Origin of the sequence: Nesterenkonia haasae (assembly GCF_010119385.1) — a bacterium.
In the GTDB taxonomy this organism is placed as follows: Bacteria; Actinomycetota; Actinomycetes; order Actinomycetales; family Micrococcaceae; genus Nesterenkonia; species Nesterenkonia haasae.
In genome coordinates this window covers 14,545-35,370 of sequence record NZ_VFIE01000031.1, presented here as the reverse complement: position 1 = coordinate 35,370, position 20,826 = coordinate 14,545, and the positions used below count along the sequence as shown (strand labels likewise).

The 20,826-nt window shown below is 58.8% G+C and carries 18 protein-coding genes; 6 read left to right on the top strand and 12 right to left on the bottom strand.

Annotated features, from left to right (window positions below; translation table 11 throughout):
• The 3 genes from FH975_RS15570 to FH975_RS15560 form a co-directional block, all read right to left on the bottom strand.
• The coding region (locus FH975_RS15570; RefSeq protein WP_202923309.1) for a choice-of-anchor M domain-containing protein at window positions 1–1,679 on the bottom strand (1,679 nt) is incomplete at its 3' end.
• Between the two features lie 193 nt (window positions 1,680–1,872).
• On the bottom strand, window positions 1,873–5,781 hold the full coding sequence (locus FH975_RS15565) for a choice-of-anchor M domain-containing protein (RefSeq protein ID WP_162322100.1): 3,909 nt from the start codon (window positions 5,779–5,781) through the stop codon (window positions 1,873–1,875).
• An 89-nt stretch (window positions 5,782–5,870) separates the two neighbouring features.
• Window positions 5,871–6,506, bottom strand: coding sequence for a hypothetical protein (locus FH975_RS15560; protein ID WP_162322099.1), 636 nt, complete (start codon window positions 6,504–6,506; stop codon window positions 5,871–5,873).
• Between the two features lie 503 nt (window positions 6,507–7,009).
• Here FH975_RS15560 and FH975_RS15555 point away from each other — a divergent pair.
• Window positions 7,010–7,384: a class I SAM-dependent methyltransferase gene (locus tag FH975_RS15555; RefSeq protein WP_162322098.1), complete on the top strand. Its 375-nt coding sequence runs from the start codon at window positions 7,010–7,012 to the stop codon at window positions 7,382–7,384.
• Window positions 7,368–7,910: a class I SAM-dependent methyltransferase gene (locus FH975_RS15550; protein WP_162322097.1), complete on the top strand. Its 543-nt coding sequence runs from the start codon at window positions 7,368–7,370 to the stop codon at window positions 7,908–7,910. The genes FH975_RS15555 and FH975_RS15550 overlap by 17 nt, the downstream gene beginning before the upstream one ends.
• A 45-nt stretch (window positions 7,911–7,955) precedes the next feature.
• Here the strand turns inward: FH975_RS15550 and FH975_RS15545 are convergent, their stop codons facing one another.
• Genes FH975_RS15545 through FH975_RS15525 form a run of 5 tightly spaced genes read right to left on the bottom strand, consistent with a single transcriptional unit; the run spans window position 7,956 to window position 15,325 of the window.
• Window positions 7,956–8,933 (bottom strand): anchored repeat-type ABC transporter permease subunit, encoded by a 978-nt coding sequence (locus tag FH975_RS15545; protein WP_328821925.1) that lies wholly within the window; start codon window positions 8,931–8,933, stop codon window positions 7,956–7,958.
• Window positions 8,933–9,760 carry an anchored repeat-type ABC transporter ATP-binding subunit gene (locus FH975_RS15540; RefSeq protein WP_162322096.1) on the bottom strand — a complete coding sequence of 276 codons (828 nt, stop codon included), beginning with the start codon at window positions 9,758–9,760 and terminating at the stop codon, window positions 8,933–8,935. The genes FH975_RS15545 and FH975_RS15540 overlap by 1 nt, the downstream gene beginning before the upstream one ends.
• Window positions 9,757–10,788, bottom strand: a complete 1,032-nt coding sequence (locus FH975_RS15535; RefSeq protein ID WP_162322095.1) for a choice-of-anchor M domain-containing protein — start codon at window positions 10,786–10,788, stop codon at window positions 9,757–9,759. The genes FH975_RS15540 and FH975_RS15535 overlap by 4 nt, the downstream gene beginning before the upstream one ends.
• Before the next feature lie 60 nt (window positions 10,789–10,848).
• Complete coding sequence (locus FH975_RS15530) at window positions 10,849–12,462, bottom strand: anchored repeat ABC transporter, substrate-binding protein (protein WP_235928792.1); 1,614 nt, start codon at window positions 12,460–12,462, stop codon at window positions 10,849–10,851.
• A complete protein-coding gene (locus FH975_RS15525; RefSeq protein ID WP_162322093.1) occupies window positions 12,449–15,325 on the bottom strand; it encodes a TIGR03773 family transporter-associated surface protein in 2,877 nt (958 codons plus the stop codon). The genes FH975_RS15530 and FH975_RS15525 overlap by 14 nt, the downstream gene beginning before the upstream one ends.
• A gap of 133 nt (window positions 15,326–15,458) precedes the next feature.
• Between FH975_RS15525 and FH975_RS15520 the strand changes: the two genes are divergently transcribed.
• On the top strand, window positions 15,459–15,893 hold the full coding sequence (locus FH975_RS15520) for a Fur family transcriptional regulator (RefSeq protein ID WP_162322092.1): 435 nt from the start codon (window positions 15,459–15,461) through the stop codon (window positions 15,891–15,893).
• Here the strand turns inward: FH975_RS15520 and FH975_RS15515 are convergent.
• Together FH975_RS15515 and FH975_RS15510 are read right to left on the bottom strand one after the other, a co-directional pair.
• Window positions 15,890–17,257: an MATE family efflux transporter gene (locus FH975_RS15515; protein ID WP_328821926.1), complete on the bottom strand. Its 1,368-nt coding sequence runs from the start codon at window positions 17,255–17,257 to the stop codon at window positions 15,890–15,892. The two genes, FH975_RS15520 and FH975_RS15515, sit on opposite strands and share 4 nt — an antisense overlap.
• Complete coding sequence (locus FH975_RS15510) at window positions 17,250–18,278, bottom strand: GTP-binding protein (RefSeq protein WP_162322090.1); 1,029 nt, start codon at window positions 18,276–18,278, stop codon at window positions 17,250–17,252. Before FH975_RS15510 ends, FH975_RS15515 begins: the two co-directional genes overlap by 8 nt.
• 66 nt (window positions 18,279–18,344) lie before the next feature.
• Here FH975_RS15510 and ykgO point away from each other — a divergent pair, with 66 nt between their 5' ends.
• The 3 genes from ykgO to FH975_RS15495 are packed head-to-tail and all read left to right on the top strand — an operon-like array spanning window position 18,345 to window position 20,202.
• Window positions 18,345–18,467 carry a type B 50S ribosomal protein L36 gene (gene ykgO, locus FH975_RS15505; protein ID WP_138169884.1) on the top strand — a complete coding sequence of 41 codons (123 nt, stop codon included), beginning with the start codon at window positions 18,345–18,347 and terminating at the stop codon, window positions 18,465–18,467.
• Window positions 18,464–19,426, top strand: a complete 963-nt coding sequence (locus FH975_RS15500; RefSeq protein ID WP_162322089.1) for an NAD(P)/FAD-dependent oxidoreductase — start codon at window positions 18,464–18,466, stop codon at window positions 19,424–19,426. The genes ykgO and FH975_RS15500 overlap by 4 nt, the downstream gene beginning before the upstream one ends.
• A gap of 20 nt (window positions 19,427–19,446) precedes the next feature.
• A complete protein-coding gene (locus tag FH975_RS15495; protein WP_162322088.1) occupies window positions 19,447–20,202 on the top strand; it encodes a class I SAM-dependent methyltransferase in 756 nt (251 codons plus the stop codon).
• A gap of 10 nt (window positions 20,203–20,212) precedes the next feature.
• On the opposite strand, the gene FH975_RS15490 is transcribed toward FH975_RS15495, so the two are convergent.
• Together FH975_RS15490 and FH975_RS15485 are read right to left on the bottom strand one after the other, a co-directional pair.
• Window positions 20,213–20,365 carry a zinc transporter permease gene (locus FH975_RS15490; protein WP_153078065.1) on the bottom strand — a complete coding sequence of 51 codons (153 nt, stop codon included), beginning with the start codon at window positions 20,363–20,365 and terminating at the stop codon, window positions 20,213–20,215.
• Window positions 20,366–20,367: 2 nt separating this feature from the next.
• Window positions 20,368–20,694, bottom strand: a complete 327-nt coding sequence (locus FH975_RS15485; RefSeq protein WP_328821924.1) for an ArsR/SmtB family transcription factor — start codon at window positions 20,692–20,694, stop codon at window positions 20,368–20,370.
• Window positions 20,695–20,826 lie beyond the last annotated feature (132 nt).

Here is a 20,826-nt window from a genome sequence, read left to right as displayed (position 1 = left end):
GTCGGGCTCGGCGACACAGTCTCCGTCGGCTCAGGATCCGGCTCATCCTCGGTCATATGGAGGACCACTGGGTCGGCAGGCCCGTAGACCGCCTGGCTGTTGCCGTCACGCAATGTGGCGTGCACACTGGCGCCATCTAGGTCCTCGCTGAACGTGAACGAATGGGTAGCTGCAGTTGCACCTTCGAGGGCCGTGGCCTGATCTTCACCGTCAAGAGTCAGGTACCACTGGTAGCTGTCCAAAACAGTGGCGGGTTCAACGCTCAGGGATAGATCCACAGCGTCCCCCGGGGCGTAGCCACTCTGCGCACCACCGATCGTGAGCACTTGCTGAGGTTCGTCCGTAACGTTCACAGCGATGGTGGCTGGCCCCAGTGAGTGAGTTTCTCCGCCCGCCGCGACAACCGCCCTGATTTGGGCACCGTTTAAGGCGTGTTCAGCCTGGATGGTGTGTGAAGTACCCGCAGCTTCCGGAATGCTTGTCCATTCAGTACCAGGGAGTTGCCACTCCCAGGTCACATCGTGGCCTTCAGTCAGCTCAGGATCGGCTTCCACGCGGAGGTGGATGTCCTCTCCTTGGTTGTATTCGGCCTCCAACTCAGCAAGTTCGACACTCTGGGCGACATCGGTAGTGACTGTGACGGGTGTTGAGACGACGTCGATTTCTACATCGCGGAACTCATCAACGTAAGTCGCCACGGCACGAATCTCCTGTGTGCCGCCATCAGCTTCAACCGAGTAGGTATCCGTGCTCTGTGCTTCGACTTCGTTCCACTCGTCCTCAGCGTCCTTGATCTCCCAACGCCATGAAGGGGTGACAGTTGCCCACTCTCCCGACGATGAATCGCCCCGATCTGAACGCGGAACCTCGACTGCGGCCCGCTCGGGGAGAGCGGTCAACTCGATCGTGTCCCCTTCCTCATAGGAAGTGGATCCGGCGATGTCGATGACGTCCGGGGTTCGGACAAACTCGCCTACAGAGAAGAGATACTCCTCTGTATTAGTCTCTATGCTCTCGCCCGTGTGTGAACTGTGGACTTCTGGGGCCACGGAGAAAACGTAATCGCCTGGTTCAGTAAAGGCCCAATGGGCGTGCACGTGCGCCAAGTAGCTCTGATGGATTGTCCCCGGAAACTGCACTCGGTCATCGTCCAATAATGTCACCAGCTGACCGAAGGAACTTGTGGTCCACAAGTAGACATCGCCCGGGCCCTCTACATCTGTGATGTTGATGTCAACAGTGTCGAACCGACCTTGCAAAGGCTGGCTTTCCCACCCGGGCCAAAGCAGCTGCGAGTCCTGGCTGAGTGGCAGATGATAGGCAGATTCGCCGTGGAGCTCCTGCGGTACCGCGGCGACTGCAGGAAAATCGCTCACGAACGCTTCCTGCTTGATGTAGAGCTCAACATCTTCAGGTCGCCGAATTTCGAAGGGGCTGACCGTGTCATCTTTCAGGGCAAGATAGGGCTGGTCTGCGCCGAAGGAGTCTTCGTAAGGATTCCTCTCGTCTCCGACATTGAAGTAAAAGGCATCTACGTGACCACGGCCGATCACATAAGGCCGTTCATCTACATCTGGTTCTGCAGCAGCGGACACGGCAGTTAAAGGCATCAGGAGTGCTGCACCCATCACTGTCAGCACACCTGTGGCTAGGCTCTTCTTCAAGTTGGTCTCCCTCATGAATTCATGCGAATGACTCGCATTTACAATAAAGATTACGCGAGGGTCCCGCCTCGGTCAATTGAGCGCATTGACTCATCCAAAGTGCCGCGGGTGTGAGCACCAGGGGAGGAGCTCTTAGCGGCAACGGGAATCGGCTGAGGAGGTGTGGCACCACTAGCCACCCAATGGGGCCACACCCCCTCAGGAGTAGCTACCGAATGGCTGATCCGGGTCTGCGCAGCAGCAGCAGGCCGATTCCGGCTCCAACGATCAGGAGCATGAGCCCCGCGCCCATCAGCAGGCCGTTACCCATACCGGTAGCCGCAAGCGAAGCACCTGAGTCCTTGGCATCGGACTGCCCAGGTGATCCCCCCGGGTCGGTACCTTTGCCGCCACTATCAGGATGCCGCTGATCAGACTCATCTGAACCGCTGTCCTGGTCACCGTTTCCGCTGGCACCGCCAGGCTCATCGCCACCATCAGGAGTAGGAGGGACCAGCTCGATGCTGGTCCAGCCGATGATGCCCCCAGAATCCTCATAGACCGCCAGCCGATGGTTACCGATCAGATCGTCAGTCTTGGGGATGGCAAGGATTATCCCGCCTTCTGCGTCCACTGCTGAGGAACCCAGATTTACAGGGCTTGAAAACAGGAAGGAATGCAACGCCTGGTCCACGTACTCCTCGCCAACTGTGACAGAGATTTCCTCACCGATGACAGCCTGCTCAGGAGCTTGAATCAAGTCCTCGAACTCAGAAGTCAGCTCATTCTCAGAGGGTTCCACCGGCACCGGCAGATCCGAAGGATCATCGGTCGGCGATGGCGAAACTGTCCGGTCATCCGTTGGATCCGGAGATTCCGTCGGTGACGGTGAAGCTGTCGGTTCCCCGCTCTCCGTCGGAGACGGGGTCATTGTCGGTCTGTCCGTTGGATCCGGCGAGGCTGTCTCCGTAGGCTCCGGGGTCGATGTGGGCCCACCAGACTGGGTGGGCTCTTCCGTGGGATCGGGAGTAGTCCCCTCCGTAGGATCCTCAGACGGGTCACCTGTCGGAGTGGGCGTTGGGCCCTCTGTTGGCGAGGGTGATCCCGTCTCTGTGGGTTCCGGGCCCTGCGTGGGCGTGGGAGAAGGGTCGGGATCCCCAGGCGGCGTCGGCTGAGGCTGCTCAGCTTCCGCCACAGTGAACAGATACTCGGACTCATTGGTAGTGAAGGTCTCCCCTGTCACCGAATCATGCAGCGTAGCCCGTGCGGTGAAGACGTATTCCCCCGGCTCAGTAAACGCCCAATCCGCATGCACATGGGCAGGCTCATCCTGATGGATGTTCCCGGGGAGCCGGAACTGCTCGTCATCCAGCACTGCGCGAGTACCGCCCAGCCCTGCACCGGACCACAGATACGCATCGCCCGGACCCTCGAAGTCGCTGATGGTGATGTCCACAGCCCTAAAACCGGTGGACATCACCTGCCGCGTGTCCCACCCCGGCCAGAGAACATCAGGATGCTGATTTAGAGGCAAATGGTGCGCACTCTCACCGCGCAGACCTTCTGGCACCCCTTCAGAATCGGGAAATTCGGTCACGGCATCCGCCACAACGTGAAGTTCCACAGTGGCGGGATCTCGCAGCACACCAGAGCCAGTCACATCTTCCTTAAGAGTGAGGTACGGCTCACTGTCCTCATCCAAAGCGATGTAAAAGATGTCTGCATGGCCCTGTTCAAGGACAAGGATCTCTTCCTCAGGAGGGTCAGTCGGGTCTGGGCCAGATGGATCAGCACCATCGACACAGGTCACCGAGAAGGTCTCCTCACCGTTTCCGGGCCCTTCCCCGTCAGCGACCACCGTGATCGTCTGAGAATGTGAAACTTCGCCCTGATCAACGGTCTGCACAGACCACGTCAGATCGATACAGTATTTGCCTGGGTCGGAAACATACCAGTCAGTCCGCGCGGCCCCGCTCTGGGTCCAGAGATTACTCTCTGTGGCACCCTCAGCGGTGTTGAATACCGGGCTATAGGGACGGTCCTGCTCAACAGTGAAGTCTCCTGGGCCTCGGACCTCATCCACAGTCCAAGTGATATCACCGTTCACCTCATCATCGTCGACACCGAAAGTGTTCCATCGCAAGTAAGGAACTGTCCCACGTGCATGCGCATTGAGGGGGAACGATCGGCTGAAATAGTAGTTCCCTCCAAGGGAGTCAGCGCGGAAAATCACGTTCTCTAGATCATGGGCTTCAGGGACTGTGTTGCGGAAGCTGCCCCCATGCAACAGTTGAGTATCGAGTTCACCGTCATCCAACAGCAGGGAGAGATTTCCGTAACCGCCGTCGAGAACGAATGGCTCACCTGTATCGCCTGCCTCAACACTCGGCGGAGCATCCACTGAAAGGTACTCAGTGTTCGCTTCGCAGGGCGCTACCTCGTGGGGTTCCACGGTCTCACCAACAATATGGGTCATTTGCCCACGGGAGGTATGGCGTTCACCCTCAAGCTCCGCGTCGATGGCGACTGCAACGCAGTACACACCCGGCTCGCTGAAGAACCAGTCATAGTGGGTATGATTTCCGACCGGCTCAGAAGACGCGTGCGGAAGCCCTTCTCGGCTACTGGCCTCAACATGTCCATTCCAGGGTGGGCCGCTAAAGCCGGGGCTGCTGCCCACTCGAGAATAGGCAAATTCCCCTGGAGCGTCTTCGCCATCGGGCCCAGTCACACCCTCAATCCGCAAACCCACACTGTTGCCATGGCCTACATGTTCACGGATACTCACATGTTCAGTGCTTAGCCCAACCCAGGGCAGCCCACGATTCTGAGTAATGGGGCTTCTCCACACATCCTGGCCCGGCTCACCGATAAACGACCAGTCGTTACCAGACGTGTACTCCCCCGGGAGATTTTCCCTGGCCTGATCATCGGTATACAGCACAAACTGGTCCCACTCCAGCCAGCCATAGTCGTCGTGATGGGCCCTCAGCTGAAGCGTCTTCTCACCCGTGACTTCGGCAATGTCGACCTGCGGAGCTATCACATCGATGTGCCCCTCTGTGACGACCAAGGTGTCACCATCTTGCAACTCGACCATGAACCGATCCGACCGGACAGAGGGCCGAGATTCACCGAACTCATTGGCCGCCATAACAGTCGCCGAGTAGCGTCCAGCAGGCACGTCCTCGAACACCGCCGAGGTGGTGTCCCCATCGATCTCCTGGACCAAAGACTCGCCCAGATGATCCGTAAGTAACACTGTGTACCCGGTAATAGGAGCATCAGCACTTGAGGGAGGAGGCTCCCACCCAACGGACACTACGTCACCCTCCACTGAGACGTCAGGAGCACGTGGGGCATTAGGCGCCTCTGCGCCTTCGGGAAACTCATCGGTCGCGACACCACACCCCGCGTCCGAAACGACTTGATCACCGACTGCCATTCGAACAGTGCCAGTGTCCGCCACCGAGGTGCCATCGGCCAGAGTCGCCCTGGCTGTGACGTCGAAGCAGTACATTCCCGAAGCACTGGCCATCACTTCCATAGGAAGCCGATCACGTGGGGGCAGTTCAAACTCCTGGCCAAGACTCTGCGGAGAGCCATCGCGTTGGAAGCCGGTGCCCCAACGGAACAAATCGCTGGGACTTCCAGGTGGGTTTTGCGGGTCGTAGTCAACGGCGTACAGTGCAAAATCCCCTGGACCCACGACATTATCGACGCTGTATTTGATGCTCTGATCGTCAAGAGAGAGCATGGTGTCAGGCACTTGTTGTGTCGATATCTGCGAGAGGCTAAACCATCTCGCCTCACCCTGCTCACCGTGCCAGGCGTACTCATCGCCCATACCAATCTGTCGCACCGATGACGACGGAACACGGAGCTGAACTTCTCGGTTCTGCGGCTGACGGCCAACACTCGTTGCAGAGTACACAGACCACTCATCGTCTTGCATGTCGGATCTGATGTTAATGAAATCCGCCTCGAAGGTTTCTTCATCAGCGGCAGCCGGTGCCACCGAGACCCCGATGCCAACCAACAGGGCCACGAGCACAGACGCCGATCCACTTTTGAACAGCCTTCTCATGCCGTCCGCACGGCAGTGACCGTCGCTACTTGCGATTTCAGATGACGTCACAATAAAGAATCCTTATTCTAATATATAGAAAACAAGAATCCGAGGGCGCCAACCTCACGAGTCTTAGCTGGCACCCTCGGATTCAACTGTTAGCTGTTGATTACGAAGGTAATGCCCTGCTCGTCAAAGTTGCCTACTCCTCCTTGCCCCTCAGCCTCGAAGGTCAGCTCGAAGACATACGACTCCCCGGCGGCGCACGATCCGACCACAAACTCCCAATCACCATGCACATGAGCACTGGAAGGAAGCTCCACAGGGGGCCCGTCCGTGCTCAGAACGTCACTGAGACTCGAGGAGAATGAGACGTCACCGGTTTGCGGGCTGCCGCTGGCCGTTGATACGTCAATCAAATAAGGGTTGTTGCTTGAGTTATCAAGTCCCACATCTGGGAGTTGATTTGAGTTGATCCCATGGCCGTCAATGGTGATCACCCCGTTGGAGCAAGTCACACCGTTCTGGTTCAGTGCATCATCGAATACGAACTGATAATCGAAATTCGCACCCCAGGGCGCGAAGTCCGAACCAAAGTTCGAACCGATTTCGTGAGCACTGTTGACACCGATGACATCCGCGTGGCCGCTGGTCACCTCGGTTTGCGCATGCGCCGGCAGTGCCGCACTGAAGGCCAAGACTGCTGCTCCTGCTAAACCTGTACCTGCCCGTCCGAGCATCTTGGCCGAGCTTGCCCGGGCCCTTGGTTGCTGTGTTGCAATCGTTGTCGACATGATTTTTCCTTTACTCTCAGCCGCGATCCGCGGCTCTATGAACGTGGGCTTCACACGACGCTTCCCACGCAGCCCAATGGCTCGGCTCAAGAAGCCGATTGCGCAGGAAGCTAGGATTGTCGACTCGAATAGATAAACCGCGTCCGGATGAAACCGACGTGCTGTTGGCGAATAGGCGTCCACACCAAAGACTCAAGCGTCTCCATCGGCCCAGAAGATGCAGACGGGGGTTCCTCCGGCCCGCATCCGCAACGCAAGGTTCCACCCAAGGACAAATGTCCCCCGGTATGCACGCAAGATGAGGCGCCTGACCGAGTGGGAGCACTCCCCTGTGCTTGCTCCACTACCGTCAACTCGAGGTCTCCCTCAACTCATACTCCTTATTGCAAATGCGTCTCATCTTCTTTAAATGTAGTCTTGTCATCAGCAAGGGTCAAGCTACCTACCAGGGGCTGTTAAACCATTGCGGGAAACAACGCGATGCGCAGAGAGCAGGTATATCTATGCCAGGGAACTCCAATGGCAAGGAGTCCAGTGGTCCGGACACGAGCCGGTATGAGGAGTACCTGGTCCTCAACCGGGCCTTCACCGCACCGGCAGTCCATGAAGCCATCACTTCCATCGAGCTCTCCCTGACCGGAACACCTCTGCGGATCCTCGACGCTGGAACCGGTGCGGGAGGAGCCTTGCCTGCTCTGGCCGTCCGGGCACAGGAGAGCGGGGCAGGCTGTGTGACCGCGATAGACCTCGACCCCCGGGCCGTGACTGCCGCCCGGAACTACGTGGACCAACAAGATCGGCAGAACGCTGTTGAGGTCCGCGAGGGTGATCTTCTTCAGCTAGCTGAGCAGGCCTCCGAGGATGGTCCCCCGCTTTGACCTCATCTGGGCCTCCGACGTCATATGGCCCACTGTTTTCGAGGATCCGGGAGGCGTCGTCGTCGCCCTGGCACAAGCCCTGGCACCCGGTGGCGTGCTGGCACTGTTCAATACCAACTACTGCAGATCCATGAGCTTGCCCGGACACTCACGGTTGGAACGAATGATCCGCACCGCCTCGGAACACACTTGGGGTCTCATCCAGCAAGATACCGCGCACTACGAGCGGCACGGAGAGTGGTTACAAGCCGCGGGGATGAAAAATATCAGTGTGGATTGCTTCCCAATTGCCGCCACGACGCTCAGCCCAGGCTCCGCGGCTCGAGCATATCTGGAAGGAATCGTCTGGCCAGAAATGCGGCACGCAGCGTCCGCAAGTGGCGTCGCCACCGGCATGAAAGAGGAAGATCTCCGTCAGGTTGAAGTGCTGCTAGACCCCGGAAGCTCCCTCCACGTCGGTTTAACCCCAACGACTTATACCGTCCATCCCACCCTGCTGTGGACAGGTGCTCGATTGAATTCTTAGAGAGACCCGAGGACACCCGGACCCTTCCTGCGTTCTCATTCCACCTCAGCGTGCTGCACGGAGCTTGTCATGCGCGCTCACCATGGTCTGCGGCTGGTCCCCACCTTCTGGGAACGAGCCGGTCTCCTCTTCGGAGTCCACCGACCGGGAAGCTAGCCATTTTCCAAGTAGTCCGTGCCTAGGAGCTAGTACCCAGGTCAGCAGGAAGACCGCGGTGGCTAACAACACGATCGTGCCACCGGTGGGCAGGTCAATGGCCCAGGAGAGATAGAGACCGAAGAATGCGGTCATCGCCCCGATGGTGGGAGAAAGCAGCATCATCAGGCCCAACCTGTCGGTGAGTAACCGGGCGGTCGCTGCCGGTACTACCAGCAGGGCTACGACCAAGATATTGCCAATAACCTGAACTGAGACCACCACGGCTGCTGAGACCATCACGTAGAGCACAATGTCCAAGGCCAAAATGGGCAGCCCTGCCGAGCGGGCCATCTCCCGGTCCAAGCTGACGGCAACGAATTCCTTGTGCAACAGGAACGCGATCGTCAGCAGTACCACGCCAGCTCCGGCGACCACGTAGACGTCGGAATCCGGAATCCCGGTGATTGAGCCAAAGAGAAAGCTCTCCAGCGAACCCGAATAGCCTGGCGCAGTGGAGATGATGACAATACCCAGTGCGAAGGCAGCCACGAAGAAGATACCGATCACAGCGTCTTCTTTCAGACGCCGATTCTGAGAGAAGACAGCCACTAGGACAGCAGTGGCTATACCTGCAGCCATTCCCCCGAGAACCAGGGAACCCTGGAGAATGAAGGCGAGCGCAATGCCGGGGAAAACGGAGTGGGCGACGGCGTGGCCAACGAAAACCATGCCGCGCAGCACCACATAGGAGCCGATTACCCCGCAGATGACAGCAGCCATCATCGCGACCAGCAACGCTTTGGGCAGGAACGACAGCAGTGGATTAGTCAGATCTTGCAGAAACTCGGGAAAACTCAACATCCCGTAAGACACCAGCTCAGACATTAGTGGTCCTCCCCATCCTTGACATCCTTCACGCCCAGAGCATTGAGCAACGGGGAGTCCTGACGGAAGCCGAAGGCTCGGGTCCATATTTCGGTACTTCGCAGCGCGTCCGGGGGGCCCGAAGCCACCACTGTGCGGTTGATCAAATAAAGCCGGTCAAAGGTATGCATCGCCCCGGCGAGATCATGGGTGGTCATTAACAGTGCGCGACCCTCGGCTGCAAGGTCTCGAAACAGGTCGGTCAGCAATTCTTGGGTGGGGATGTCCAGACCTGTGAACGGCTCATCCAACAGCATCACCTGGGGCCGCAAGGCCAAAGCCCGGGCTACAAGTACCCGCTGTCGCTGTCCACCCGAGAGCTGGCCTACGGGACGATCCTTGAGTGAACTCATATCGGCACGATCCAGGGCCTCCGCTACAGCCTGGTAGTCCTGAACCCCAGCACGACGCAACCATCCAATGGCACCCACCCGTCCCGAGAGCACGACATCATGGACGCTGATGGGAAAATCCCAGGCAAATTCCTGACGCTGCGGCACATAGCCGATACGCCGTCGAGCTTTTCGACTCGATTGTCCTTCAACCCTGACGTGCCCTTCGCGAGAAGGTGTCAGACCCAACACTGAGCGGATCAATGTGGTTTTACCTGCACCATTGGGGCCGATAAGCCCAACGAGCTCGCCGGCAGCCACATTGAGATCAACGTTGCGCAGCACTGGACGACCGCCTAGATCCACCGCGAGACCTTCAACTTGCAGCCCCTCATCGAGGTGCGCCGCCTCATCTTCACGCAGATCCTCCGGGTACACAGTATGTTTGGCACTCATCGCCCCCTCCTCACCTGACTGCCGGAGTGGACAGCAGCTTCAGCTGCTTGTCGCGCCCGGCGAGAACGCAGGGTGAGGGCCAGTGCGGCTGCCCCCAAGATGAGGATTGCAGCGCCAACCAGCAGCGCCACTGTCGCCATCGAAAATCCACCCTCCTCATCGGCCGCGCCGTCCATTGCGTCAAGATCAGCGTCGGCAGGATTCGCGTCGTCGGCTTGGCCGTTGAGCTCTTCATCACCGTCGGTCGCCGACTCGACGAGCTCGGCGTCGAAAGCCTCCTGCGGGTCGGATGCATCACCTACAGAAAACCGCAGTGTGTCCCGGCTACTACCAGTGGTGCCGTCGTCGAGCTCGCCACTGACTTCAACATCGAGCAAGTAGGTGCCTGGCTCGGTAAACACCCAGTTGCCGTGGACATGGGTGTTCGTATCGGCCCAAATGTCTTGCGCGCCCTCATCGAGCGCGGTGGATTCCCAGAGCAGCTGTGGCGGATCAAAGTTCCCCGACTGCAGAAACAGGATGAATTCCCCGGGGCCTTCGACACCGTGCAGTCGCAGAGTCATTCCACGCACTAGTTGGTCCACCACTTCTGGGTCCTGGGTGTTCCACCCAAGCCATGGGACTTCATAGTCTTCTGTCTGCGGGATGAGGTAGAGGTCCTCGCCGGGTTCCGCCGGCAGGAACGCATAGTCCTCATCATCGGGAGCTTGCTGGATGGAAGTCTCCGGCAGGTGAAAGACCATGTCCTCCAAACTTCGCCAAACTGGCGGGGACTGGGTGTCGTCTCGGGCTAGCAGCTGCCACTGACCGTCAATAAGCCGCGGCCCGATATCGACGTGACCACGCTCGATAATGACCTGCTCAGTGCCCAGCTCCTCGTCCCGTTCCACGGTCTGGTCGAGGGCGTCGTCGTTGCCGGGGTCGGGAGTCTGGGCGGCATTCGCTGCGGAGGCTCCGGTCAGCAGGAATGCTCCGATGGAGCCGAGGGCAATCAGCCGGCGCCATGCTGGCATGTCAGTCAGAGACATTGCGGATCCTCTCTAGTGTTTTCAGCGGGTTGCGGGCGTTACTAAGGAAGGGAATATCTGTCACGGGGTGAGGCACTCGTAGAGAGAGTCAGCGTTGAACCGCATCATGTCCGTGTAGGTGGTGACGTTTTCGTCAAAGGCATCTCCGTAGATCTCACAGACGTCCACGCCGAGTTCATCTGCCGTCTGCTCCAGCGTGGAGGATCGGGCGATCAAGTTGGGTTCGAGAAAAACAGCGGGGATCTCCAGGTTCTGGATCGTCTCCACCAGCCGGCGCCGTTCCTGCATCGAGGGTTCGGTGGACGGGTTGGGTGTGACGAAGCCTGCGATGTCCATCTCATAGGCGGCACCCAAGTAACCGAAGGCGTCATGAGTCGTCACGAGGTGCCGGTTGGATTCGGGGATCTGCCCGATCCGCTCTTCCATGTACTGGTCGAGTTCTTGCAGGTGCCTGAGGTAATCCTGGGCATTCGTTCGGTAGTAGTCAGCGTTGTCAGGATCGATGTCAATTACGGTGTCACGAATGATCTCCACGTAGGCTTGGGCGTTTGCCACGTTGTGCCATAAGTGGGGGTCTATCTCTCCGTGAACGTGGGCGCCAAGCACTGCCTGGGGAAGTTGGTAGACCTGGTCCCCTGCTCTTCCCAGGAACCGGAATCCTGGGTCCGGGGGAATTTCGTGGAGTGCACGGTTGGGCACTTCGATGATGACGTCCTCTCCAGAAAGCTCCTGCTGGGTGTGGTCCCCTCCGCCATGCGGATCGAAGAATAGGTAGATCTCCTCAGAGTCGATGTCGACGGAAATGTCCCCGTGTCCATGGGAGAGAACCTGAGCGCCTTCCGACCCCGGGGCGGTGTGCGGGTTAACACCCACAGCAAAGGTGAAGGAGGTCGCATTCGCTATTGGGATGATGGTGTCTTCATCGACCACTAGGTCGGCTTCGAGGGTGAGCTCATAGATACCTGGCTCGGTGAACGCCCAGCTCATGTGCGTGTGGGCATTCGGAGGCAGCCCAATACTGTCCCCCTCCCCGATGCCTTCGGATGAGTCGATATAAAACCGAGGATTGCCGAATGACTCTGTGAGGTAGGCGACCAAGTCTCCCGGGCCGTCAGCGTGAACAGCCCGCAGCTCAATACGGGACGTTCGTTCTGCACCGTGCTGCTCGCCGGAGCCCCTGACCCTCATGCCCAGCCAGATGGTGTCCAGGGATACATTCTCGACGAGAGGGATAATCTCGGCTGAGTACTGAACCGCAGATTCAGCCAGCGAGATATTAGGGGCCTCCTCGCGCAGGTTGGCATCCAGTGTGCGGATAATGGAGTGATCCTCTAACAGCATGTAGTTGGAGAAGGCGGCATCGGCGTAGGCCACAGTTCGGACATCCCGCAGTGAGGGTTCGTAACTGTGCGGATCAGCCCCCTCCGGCACCATCTGATCCACCTGGATCCGGTCTCCGACGACGTTCTCGGTGAGATCCGCAAGTATTCCTGTGGTCGTGACAATAGACAGGTCATCGTCCCCGGGCGCGGCCTGGGCCTCGGCACAACCGGTCAGCGCCAGGACAGCCGACACGCTGGCGACTGCGGCACGTTTCCTGACCCCATGCCGCACCGGCGGGAAGTCCAATCCGAAATGCCGGTGAGGCATGGATGCTTGCTCAGGTTGTGGCATATGAGGTGGTCTTGGTGGTTTCGCGGAAGCGGCGAGCAGTCAATACTGCACCTGCACCACCACCGAGCAGCAAGAGACTTACACCCAGGCCGGTGAGCATGCTGCTCGAGACCCCGGTAGACGCCAATGCGCACCGTTGACCCTCAGGAGTCAACCCTTGCCCTGACCCCAGCACAGGTGCATCGTCAGACTCAGCGCCCGTATCCGCACCAGGAGTGTCATCATCGTCGTCACTGTTCTCTTCACCGATTTCGATCGTTTCGGTCTCAGAAAGTCGGACCATACTCAGCGCTTGACTTGGCTCAGTCTCGGAGCTGATACCGGAAGCTTGCGGGCCTCCCCTATTTCCGACTTCGAAAGTGAGCACCCCTGTATCGGAGTGACCTTCTGCGGAGAAGCTCATGGTGACCTCGTAGGTACCCGGCTCAGTGAACACCCAGTTGCCGTGCTGGTGAGTGTTGGCCGGGACTTCGAAACTCGTGGGTCCTCCGACGGTGTCGAAGACTGACTCGCCTACTAGGTCGCCGAAGTTTCCGTTAAGGAACACCGCCAACTCACCTGGTCCGTTGACTGACTCCAGGGTCATCGTGGCACCGTTGGAACCTGGGCCATTGACGATGGTCTCGTGTTGAGTATTCCATCCAAGCCACGGCACACCAGGTTCCTGAATCTGCTGGATCATCCACACATCATCCCCACCAGAGACGAAGTCCAAATCCCCCGGCAATGTGTCGGCTGGACGGTGAGCGTCATCGTCGAGGACAAAGATGATCTCGCTGTGATCGCGCCACACCGGTGGTGCAGTCCGGTCGTCTTTGATCATGAACTGGAAATCCCCATCTTCATACACTGGGCCGACGTCGAAGTGCCCCTCAGTGCCGTAGTCGACATTGCCGCTGGGCGGGGCGATCTGCTCATCAGCACCGCCGTTGTCTTCAGCCTGAGCACCGGCGTCGCCGCCTTCGGTTGTACCTCCGTTGCCGTAGAGGCGCTCGTACTCCTCCGGTGACAAGCACACTTCGGGGGTGGTACCGCCGCTACCGTTGCCGGAACCGCCACCGGGGCCGCCTCCTCCAGAACCGTTCGGGGTGGTTCCCCCACCTCCACCGTTCTGGCCCCCACCGTCACCGGAGCCGTTGCCGTTACCGGACCCATTGCCGTTGCCGTTACCGCCATTGGAGGGTGGATCGATCGAGTCAGGAGCATCACCGCAATTGAGTCGGGAATCGTCTTCCAGCACCTCATCACCGACGCTGAAGAGGTACATGCTGGAGTTCGTCTCCGCTGACTCACCGGTCGCTGAGTTGGTCACGGTCGCCGATGCTGTCAGATAGTAGGCACCAGGCTCAGTGAACGCCCAGTTCGCATGAACATGAGCCAGGTAGTTCTGGTGAATCGTGCCTGGAAGTTGGAAAGAACCATCATCCAGGATGGGCTCCACACCGCCGAAGCTGCCCGCACCCCACATATAGATATCGCCGGGGCCCTCAACATCTGTGACGTTAATGTCCACGGTGTCGAAACCTGTCCCCGCCAACGGCTGCGACTCCCAACCAGGCCAGATGAGGTTTTGATCCTGCACTAGCGGCAGATAGTAGGCCGACTGTCCCTGAACCTCCTCAGGGACCGCTTCCGAAGTGGGCAATTCAATATGGGCGTCTTCTTTGACATGCAGCTCAACGCCCCGCGGATCGCGGATCGCGTAGGGAGCGACAGTATCGTCCTTCAACGCTAAGTACGGGTCATTATCCGAATGGTTGAGGTAGAAGACGTCCGTGTGCCCCTCGGAAAGCCGGACCTCGTTCCAACACAGTTCAAAAGCCTCACCGTCCGGAGTGTCGGTAGGTGTCGATCCTGGGCTCTGCGAGGGACTCGGTGGTTGAGTCGGACTTGGCGAGCCCGTCGGAGTTGGTGAACTCGTCGGACTCGGAGACCCAGTAGGTTCCCCATTCGCAGGAGGTGTTGGGGTCGGCTGCCGGTCCGGAGCTTCGCTCTCCGTCGGGACCGGGCCCGCCGTCCCGGTTTCGCTCGGTGAAGGATCAGGCTCCCCACTCGCCGAGGGACTAGGACTCTCAGAGGGATCATCTGTGGGGTCCAGCGAGGGCTCCGGAGAATCTGTAGGCTCCGGGTCACGGTCAAAGTCCCCAACTGAGAAGTGATAGACCTGCTCGTTTGTGGTCTCACTGCGCCCGGAATCGGAATCGTGAACGTCAGCTCTGACGGTGAACCAATAATCACCGGGTTCGGTAAAAGCCCAATTTGCGTGGACATGGGCCAGGTAGTCCTGGCTGATCGTGCCGGGGAACTGCAGCCTTCCCTCATCGAGAATCGGGGTCACTCCGCCGAAGCTTCCCTGGGACCAAAGGTAGACCTCTCCAGGACCATCCACCGACTCGATGATGATGTCCACGCTGTCGAAGTGGCCAGCTAGCGGCTGTGATTCCCAGCCCGGCCAGATCAGATTCTGGTCCTGGGCCAGGGGCAGGAAGTAGGCCTCTTCACTGTGCAGCTGCTCTGGAACCGTGTCGCTCGCAGGAAGTTGGATCAATGCCTCTTCCTTCACCCGGAGTTCGACATCCTCGGCGTCTCGCACGGCGTATGGCGCGACGGTGTCGTCCTTCAACGCCAGGTAAGGCTCTCCGTCCTCGTGATTGAGGTAGAAAACATCGACATGTCCATGGTCAATGGAGACTGACCGCTCTTCAGGCGCCGGCGCTCCTGCCGGAGGTGGACTTGCCGCAGCACCAGGAGCCAAGAACCCTGCCAGGAGGGCCGTTGAACCAATGAGCGCAGCGATCGGGGCGAACTTACCCCGCCCTGAGCCCGATCGGGATCTTGCATAGGGCACAAGTGAGCGATTCATAGATTTGTCTCAGCTATCCAGCGCGAGTGAGCGCGTAAAACGTTCCGAAAATTCACAACCAGACTAGTATAGCGACTGATTCTCATTTACGATAACGGCCTTGGGTCTACAGACACCAATACACGGAGGGCGAATGCCGCAGGATCCGCCGTTTCCCCCAGTTGAGGGGCGGTCCACCAGGCAGAAGCGTGCGGTATGGGCGGCACTAGCCTCGGTTGATGGTTTCGTCAGCGCAAAGACACTGCACCATCGGCTAGAGGAAAGAGGGGACGATGTCGCCCTAGCCACTGTCTACCGGTTTCTGCAAAGTCAGCTAGAAGCAGGCACCGTGGACTCACTCCTCAATCCAGATGATGGAGAAGCCCTATACCGCATCTGTGCTGCCCAAACTCATCACCACCATTTGGTCTGCCGAGAGTGCGGGATCGCTACGGAGTTCAAGGTCCCGGAGATTGACCGGCTCGCCCGAACAGTGGCGGTCAATGAGGGGTTCAGCGAGACCGTTCTGACCTTTGACGTGTTCGGCATCTGCCCCGCCTGCCAAAGCCCTTCCAACCACGTGGACTAGGCGGCCGGAACCTGCTCACCGGCGAACCGTGCGGTCGTTCGACGCAGCCGCCAAATGGTCAGCAACGTCCTGGTCAACCAGCTCAGACCAAGAGCTAGAACGACGCCGAAAAGCCCCCATCCTGCCCATACCCCGAGCAACCATGCTGCTGGCAATGCAACGACTAGCTGAGCTGCGATTCCGATGTACATCATGGCTTTCGTGTCACCCACAGCACGAACCACTGCAGCCATGGCGATCGAGGCGACGATCAGTGGTGTGATCAGCCAGAACAGGATCAATACTGGTCGGATCGCCTCGATGACAGCCTCCTCGGTGGAAAAGATCCGCACGTACCTCTCAGGTATCAGAAGTACCGGTAGAGCAGCTAGCCCCACACACCCGCCCATGAACAGCGCTCCAGCCCGAGCGTAAGCCAGACCATGCCGGAAGTCTCGAGCGCCGAGGCGGTGACCGACCAGGATAGATATCCCTGAGCCGCAGGTGAAAGCAACGGTAAAGAGGATCGCCACCGTGCTGCTGGCGATCCGATACCCGGCCAAGTCCACGGCTCCTAGCACGGCGACTGCGGAGACGATGAGCATGTCTCCGCCGTAGGTGGCCGTTCCGAAGACGACGTCCGGCCACGCCACTTTGCCCAATGGTCGGACTACTGGCGCATTGTTGGGATCATCTGGGACATCGAGTCTGCGGCGCCTGTGCAGCGCAAGGGCAAGACAAACGGCCAGACCTAGGTAATGCGCCGTGGTGGTGCCCCATGCGGCCCCCTGTGCACCTAGTTCTAGGCCGAACACCAGCGTAATACTGATAGCGATGTTGCCGAGATTGACCACGGCGGCGTTCAGCAAAACCACTTTGGTGCGACTCTGCGCCCCGAGCCAACCGCGGGCCGCTCCACTGAGAGCTACAGCGGGAATACAGAGAGCGAGGATTCGCAGAACCTCAATGGCTCCCATCTCCTCTTCTGGTGAGGCTGTCGCTCCGGTAATGACCAGCAACCAGGGAGATGCAAGGAAAAGCGCCGCGCCCAGGAAAACACCGAGAGTCAATGTGAGGAGACCACTTCGGGTGAGCAGGCGCGCAACGCGCCCGGTATCTTCGGCTCCATACCACTGGGCACCGACAATTTGCACAGCGGTACCAATCGGTATCAGCAGGGCGGTGCAGAAGATGAAGATGACCACGGCCCGAGCCATGACGGAAAGTTCAATCGTGTCGTACTGCCCGAGGATCGCAGTATCGGCCACCGCAGTCAGCAGCGAAACTGCGCTGCCGGCGACGAGGGGCCAGCTGACCGAGGCAACCTCGCGGACCCGCTGAGCTAGCGAGTCCTGGCCGCGTGCGGAGTGTCTACTCTCAGTGATCTGCAGTGCTCCACTCGGGGAATGGATCAGGAAAGGTGGCCCACAGTGCGGGGCCGCCCACTAACTCCCGGTCTGTTAGAGCCGCATCGTCGAGCTCCTGAACTAGTTGGTCTGCCTTCAGATCAAGGCCGATGAGGGCGAGATCTTGACCAAAGGCCAAGGGCTCATCCTCCTCACTCAACTGGTGATCGAATGCCGCAGGGAACATCGCCAAGTGCGTGCCGACCTGATTCCAATGGCCAGTGATGTGTGCACGCGTCGCCAAATGGCAGAAGCCCGCCGAACGCAGCAACATGCCTCCGTGCATCGAATCCATCCATCGGTTCATGAGCTCACTGAGACGTCCCGGGTGAAAGGGTCGCATTTGTTCGTATCGCAGCCCCGCGACCGCGGAATCTTGGAATCTCGGAGCAAAGTCCCCATTGAGCAGGCTGACCCATCCGGCGTGCGTCTGCTCCATGGTAAAGCGGCCCATAAACCTGCGGGGTGCCGTATGTCCAGAAGAGTCAGCCATATCAATATGCGCCTTGGGAGCGAGATAGCTGATCAATGTCAAAAGGAGATTGAGTTCTTTCGCACGCAATGGCTCCGTATTGACCAGCACGACCATGGAGGCGTACTCAATCTGGGTTACGACTAGCTCAGCACGTGATGCATACACCGCAGCCGAGCCATGATCATCGGGGCTTGCTAGTCGCAGATGCTCAGTGGAGGACAAGTCCGACAGTAGGTGAGCCGCGTCCACCAGACACACTAAATCGGTAAGTTCAGCCGGGGCCGCAGCGTCAGCAAGTTCCCCGATGATGTGCAGCGCCGGGCTCTGCAGCGGGAACTCCACCACGAGATGGTGTGAGCACGGATCTTGAGAGACCTGATTCAGGGCCTCCTCCACAGCAGAGGCCCTAAGAGCGACGCGCTGGGCAAGAACTAGGTGGGCACCATGGCGTTGTGCCAGCTCTTGGGCATAGCGTTGGCGCTCTGGCCCGCAGGCACCTACGACAGCTGTGACCTCTGTAGCCATTAGCGTCCTCTCCGTAACTCGCGTAAGATTCATGCTAATGCTACTCATTCGCAATTGGAGGAACAAATGAAGGTTCGGAAATCCCTGCGCTCCCTGAAGAAGCAGCCTGGCTCTCAGGTGGTGCGCAGGCGCGGAAAAACATACGTCATCAACAAGCAGAATCCGAGGTTCAAAGGGCGCCAGGGATGAATCCTGTCGGGGCTGACCACTGGGAGGTCGTTGTAGTCGGCGGAAGCGCTGCGGGACTTAGTGCTGCATTAACCCTGGGACGTGCCAGGCGGCGCACGCTCGTGCTGGATACCGGAACCCCCAGAAACCGATTCGCCGACCATATGCACGGCGTGCTGGGAAATGAAGGCGTCAGTCCAGAGGATCTGATCGGTCGCGGCCGAGCCGAGTGTTCCAGCTACGGGGTCGTGTTCGACGATGTTGAAGTGCAGACTGTGCGCGAGGCCCCTCGGACCCCGGATGGCGGACCGCAACGTCTTCAGGTCGAACTTACAGATGGGCGCCATCTGGAAACTAGAGCTCTCATTGCAGCCTCAGGAGTAACTGACCTTCTTCCCGAGGTCCCCGGGTTGGCTCCCCGCTGGGGCAAGACTGTGGCTCACTGCCCATACTGCCACGGCCTCGAGTTCGCCGACGGCAGGATTGGCGTGCTCGGATTCAGCCCTGCCGGACTGCACCAAGCAGAACTGCTACGCCAGTGGACCGACCAATTGACGCTATTCAGCGCCGGTATGGGAGAGCTCGACCTCGAACAGGTTCTGCGCTTGGAGTCGCGGGGCGTGGCAATTGAACCATCCCCCGTGGAACAAATCCGTGGTGAACCGGACGGCGTGGCCGAGGTTGTGCTCGCCAACAGTGAAACACACGAATTTGACGCGTTGTTCACGGCAAGCCAGATGCGTCCCAATGACAGCTATTTGGACGAACTAGCACTTGAACGGAACGACTCCCCATTCGGAGGTAACTACATCGCTGCTGATGCCACAGGAAAGACGAGCCATCAACAGGTCTGGGTGGCCGGAAACATCAATCAGGCGCCAGCGAATGTCAGTATCTCCATCGCCGCAGGAAGTTATGCCGGCGGAATGTGCAATCTGGCCCTGACGAGCGAAGACTTCGACATCGCTCAGGAACTGTGACGTGACGACAAAGGACTGTGATGGACCCAGCAGAATTCTGGAGTCTCGGCGACTACTCCGTCATTGGTGACCTTTGGGCCCAAGCGGGTCGAGATATCGTTGCCTCTCTCACGGTGGAGAACAAGGACATCGTCGACCTTGCGACTGGCACCGGAGTCAGCGCTATCGCCGCTGCACGGCGTGGGGGAAGATCCGTCATCGGAGTCGACGTCACCCAGAGCCTGCTAGAAGAAGCTGCCCACCGTGCAGAGACGGCAGGAGTGAAGCCACAATGGGTCCAAGCAGATATGCATCAAGTCCCGTTGGGTGACAACTGTGCGGATCTGGTGATTTCAACATTCGGGCTCATCTTTTCGGCAGAGCCCCTTGAGGCCCTCAATGAAGCCAAGCGACTGGTACGCACCGGCGGGGAAGTAGTGTTCAGCAGTTGGTCATCCAGTGGCATGTTTAGTCACATTCGCCAGGCGCTGGCACCCTATTTCCCGGATGCACCAGCCCCCTGGCACGAAGATCCTGAGGATATCCGGCGCCTGGTGGGCCCGCAGGCCATCATTCGTGAGGGGTGGTTCACCGTGGAAGTGAATTCACCTGAGACCTTCGTAGACCTGATGGAAAAGCACAGTGCGCCCATCATCCTAGGTGCGCAAAGTCTTGGACCCCGCTGGCCGGAAGCACGTGATGCTCTGCTGAGCACTGTGCGACGCTGGGCTGAGCCCAGCGCACTCGGCACCAGCCTGAGGGCCAGCTATCTAGTCACCTCAGTGCCGGTGCCGTGACTCCACCGACTCAGTGCTCGTCGTAGTGGTCTTCATGCTCAGCGTGGCGGTGGCCTTCGTGGATGTAGTCCACGTGGCCCTCGTGCTCGACGGCCTCGTGGCCGCAGTCTGGACCATGTTTGTGGTCATCAATGGTGTGCTCTGCAGTCTTGTGGTCGCTCATGGTTAAGCTCCTTCTGCCGCTGCTGTCTGCGGCGGACTCGGTTCGGTCTCCTGTGCGTGAGCGATAGCGTCGTCAATCACGTGTGAGACGTGATGGTCAGCAAGTTGGTACTCCACTTCTTTGCCGTGACGATCAGCCGTCACGAGTCCAGCCTGCTTCAGCGTCCGCAGATGCTGGGAGACTAAGGGCTGGGACATACCTGTTGCTTGCACCAACGCTCCCACCGTCAGCGGCTTATGGCCGATCAGCTGCAATAACCACAGCCTCGACTCGTTGCCGAGAACTTTGAACAACTGAGCAGCCGGGGCAAGACCCGATGTATCGCTCACACCCATACTTCACCACACATATAAATAGATTGCAATATATTTATTAGGAATCAGTCTCACCATAGCATCATTATTGGTGTCACTATTGAAACTGAGTATGATTCTTACTAATACATCCTCTGCAGAACGGAA

Bases quoted from the DNA above. Each gene is read 5' to 3' on its own strand.
- FH975_RS15495 (WP_162322088.1), top strand. From the start codon at position 19,447: ATGGACCCAGCAGAATTCTGGAGTCTCGGCGACTACTCCGTCATTGGT.
- FH975_RS15520 (WP_162322092.1), top strand. From the start codon at position 15,459: ATGCCGCAGGATCCGCCGTTTCCCCCAGTTGAGGGGCGGTCCACCAGG.
- FH975_RS15525 (WP_162322093.1), bottom strand. From the start codon at position 15,325: ATGAATCGCTCACTTGTGCCCTATGCAAGATCCCGATCGGGCTCAGGG.
- FH975_RS15500 (WP_162322089.1), top strand. From the start codon at position 18,464: ATGAATCCTGTCGGGGCTGACCACTGGGAGGTCGTTGTAGTCGGCGGA.
- FH975_RS15535 (WP_162322095.1), bottom strand. From the start codon at position 10,788: ATGTCTCTGACTGACATGCCAGCATGGCGCCGGCTGATTGCCCTCGGC.
- FH975_RS15510 (WP_162322090.1), bottom strand. From the start codon at position 18,278: ATGGCTACAGAGGTCACAGCTGTCGTAGGTGCCTGCGGGCCAGAGCGC.
- FH975_RS15490 (WP_153078065.1), bottom strand. From the start codon at position 20,365: ATGAGCGACCACAAGACTGCAGAGCACACCATTGATGACCACAAACAT.
- ykgO (WP_138169884.1), top strand. From the start codon at position 18,345: ATGAAGGTTCGGAAATCCCTGCGCTCCCTGAAGAAGCAGCCTGGCTCT.
- FH975_RS15550 (WP_162322097.1), top strand. From the start codon at position 7,368: ATGGTCCCCCGCTTTGACCTCATCTGGGCCTCCGACGTCATATGGCCC.
- FH975_RS15530 (WP_235928792.1), bottom strand. From the start codon at position 12,462: ATGCCACAACCTGAGCAAGCATCCATGCCTCACCGGCATTTCGGATTG.
- FH975_RS15555 (WP_162322098.1), top strand. From the start codon at position 7,010: ATGCCAGGGAACTCCAATGGCAAGGAGTCCAGTGGTCCGGACACGAGC.
- FH975_RS15560 (WP_162322099.1), bottom strand. From the start codon at position 6,506: ATGTCGACAACGATTGCAACACAGCAACCAAGGGCCCGGGCAAGCTCG.
- FH975_RS15545 (WP_328821925.1), bottom strand. From the start codon at position 8,933: ATGTCTGAGCTGGTGTCTTACGGGATGTTGAGTTTTCCCGAGTTTCTG.
- FH975_RS15540 (WP_162322096.1), bottom strand. From the start codon at position 9,760: ATGAGTGCCAAACATACTGTGTACCCGGAGGATCTGCGTGAAGATGAG.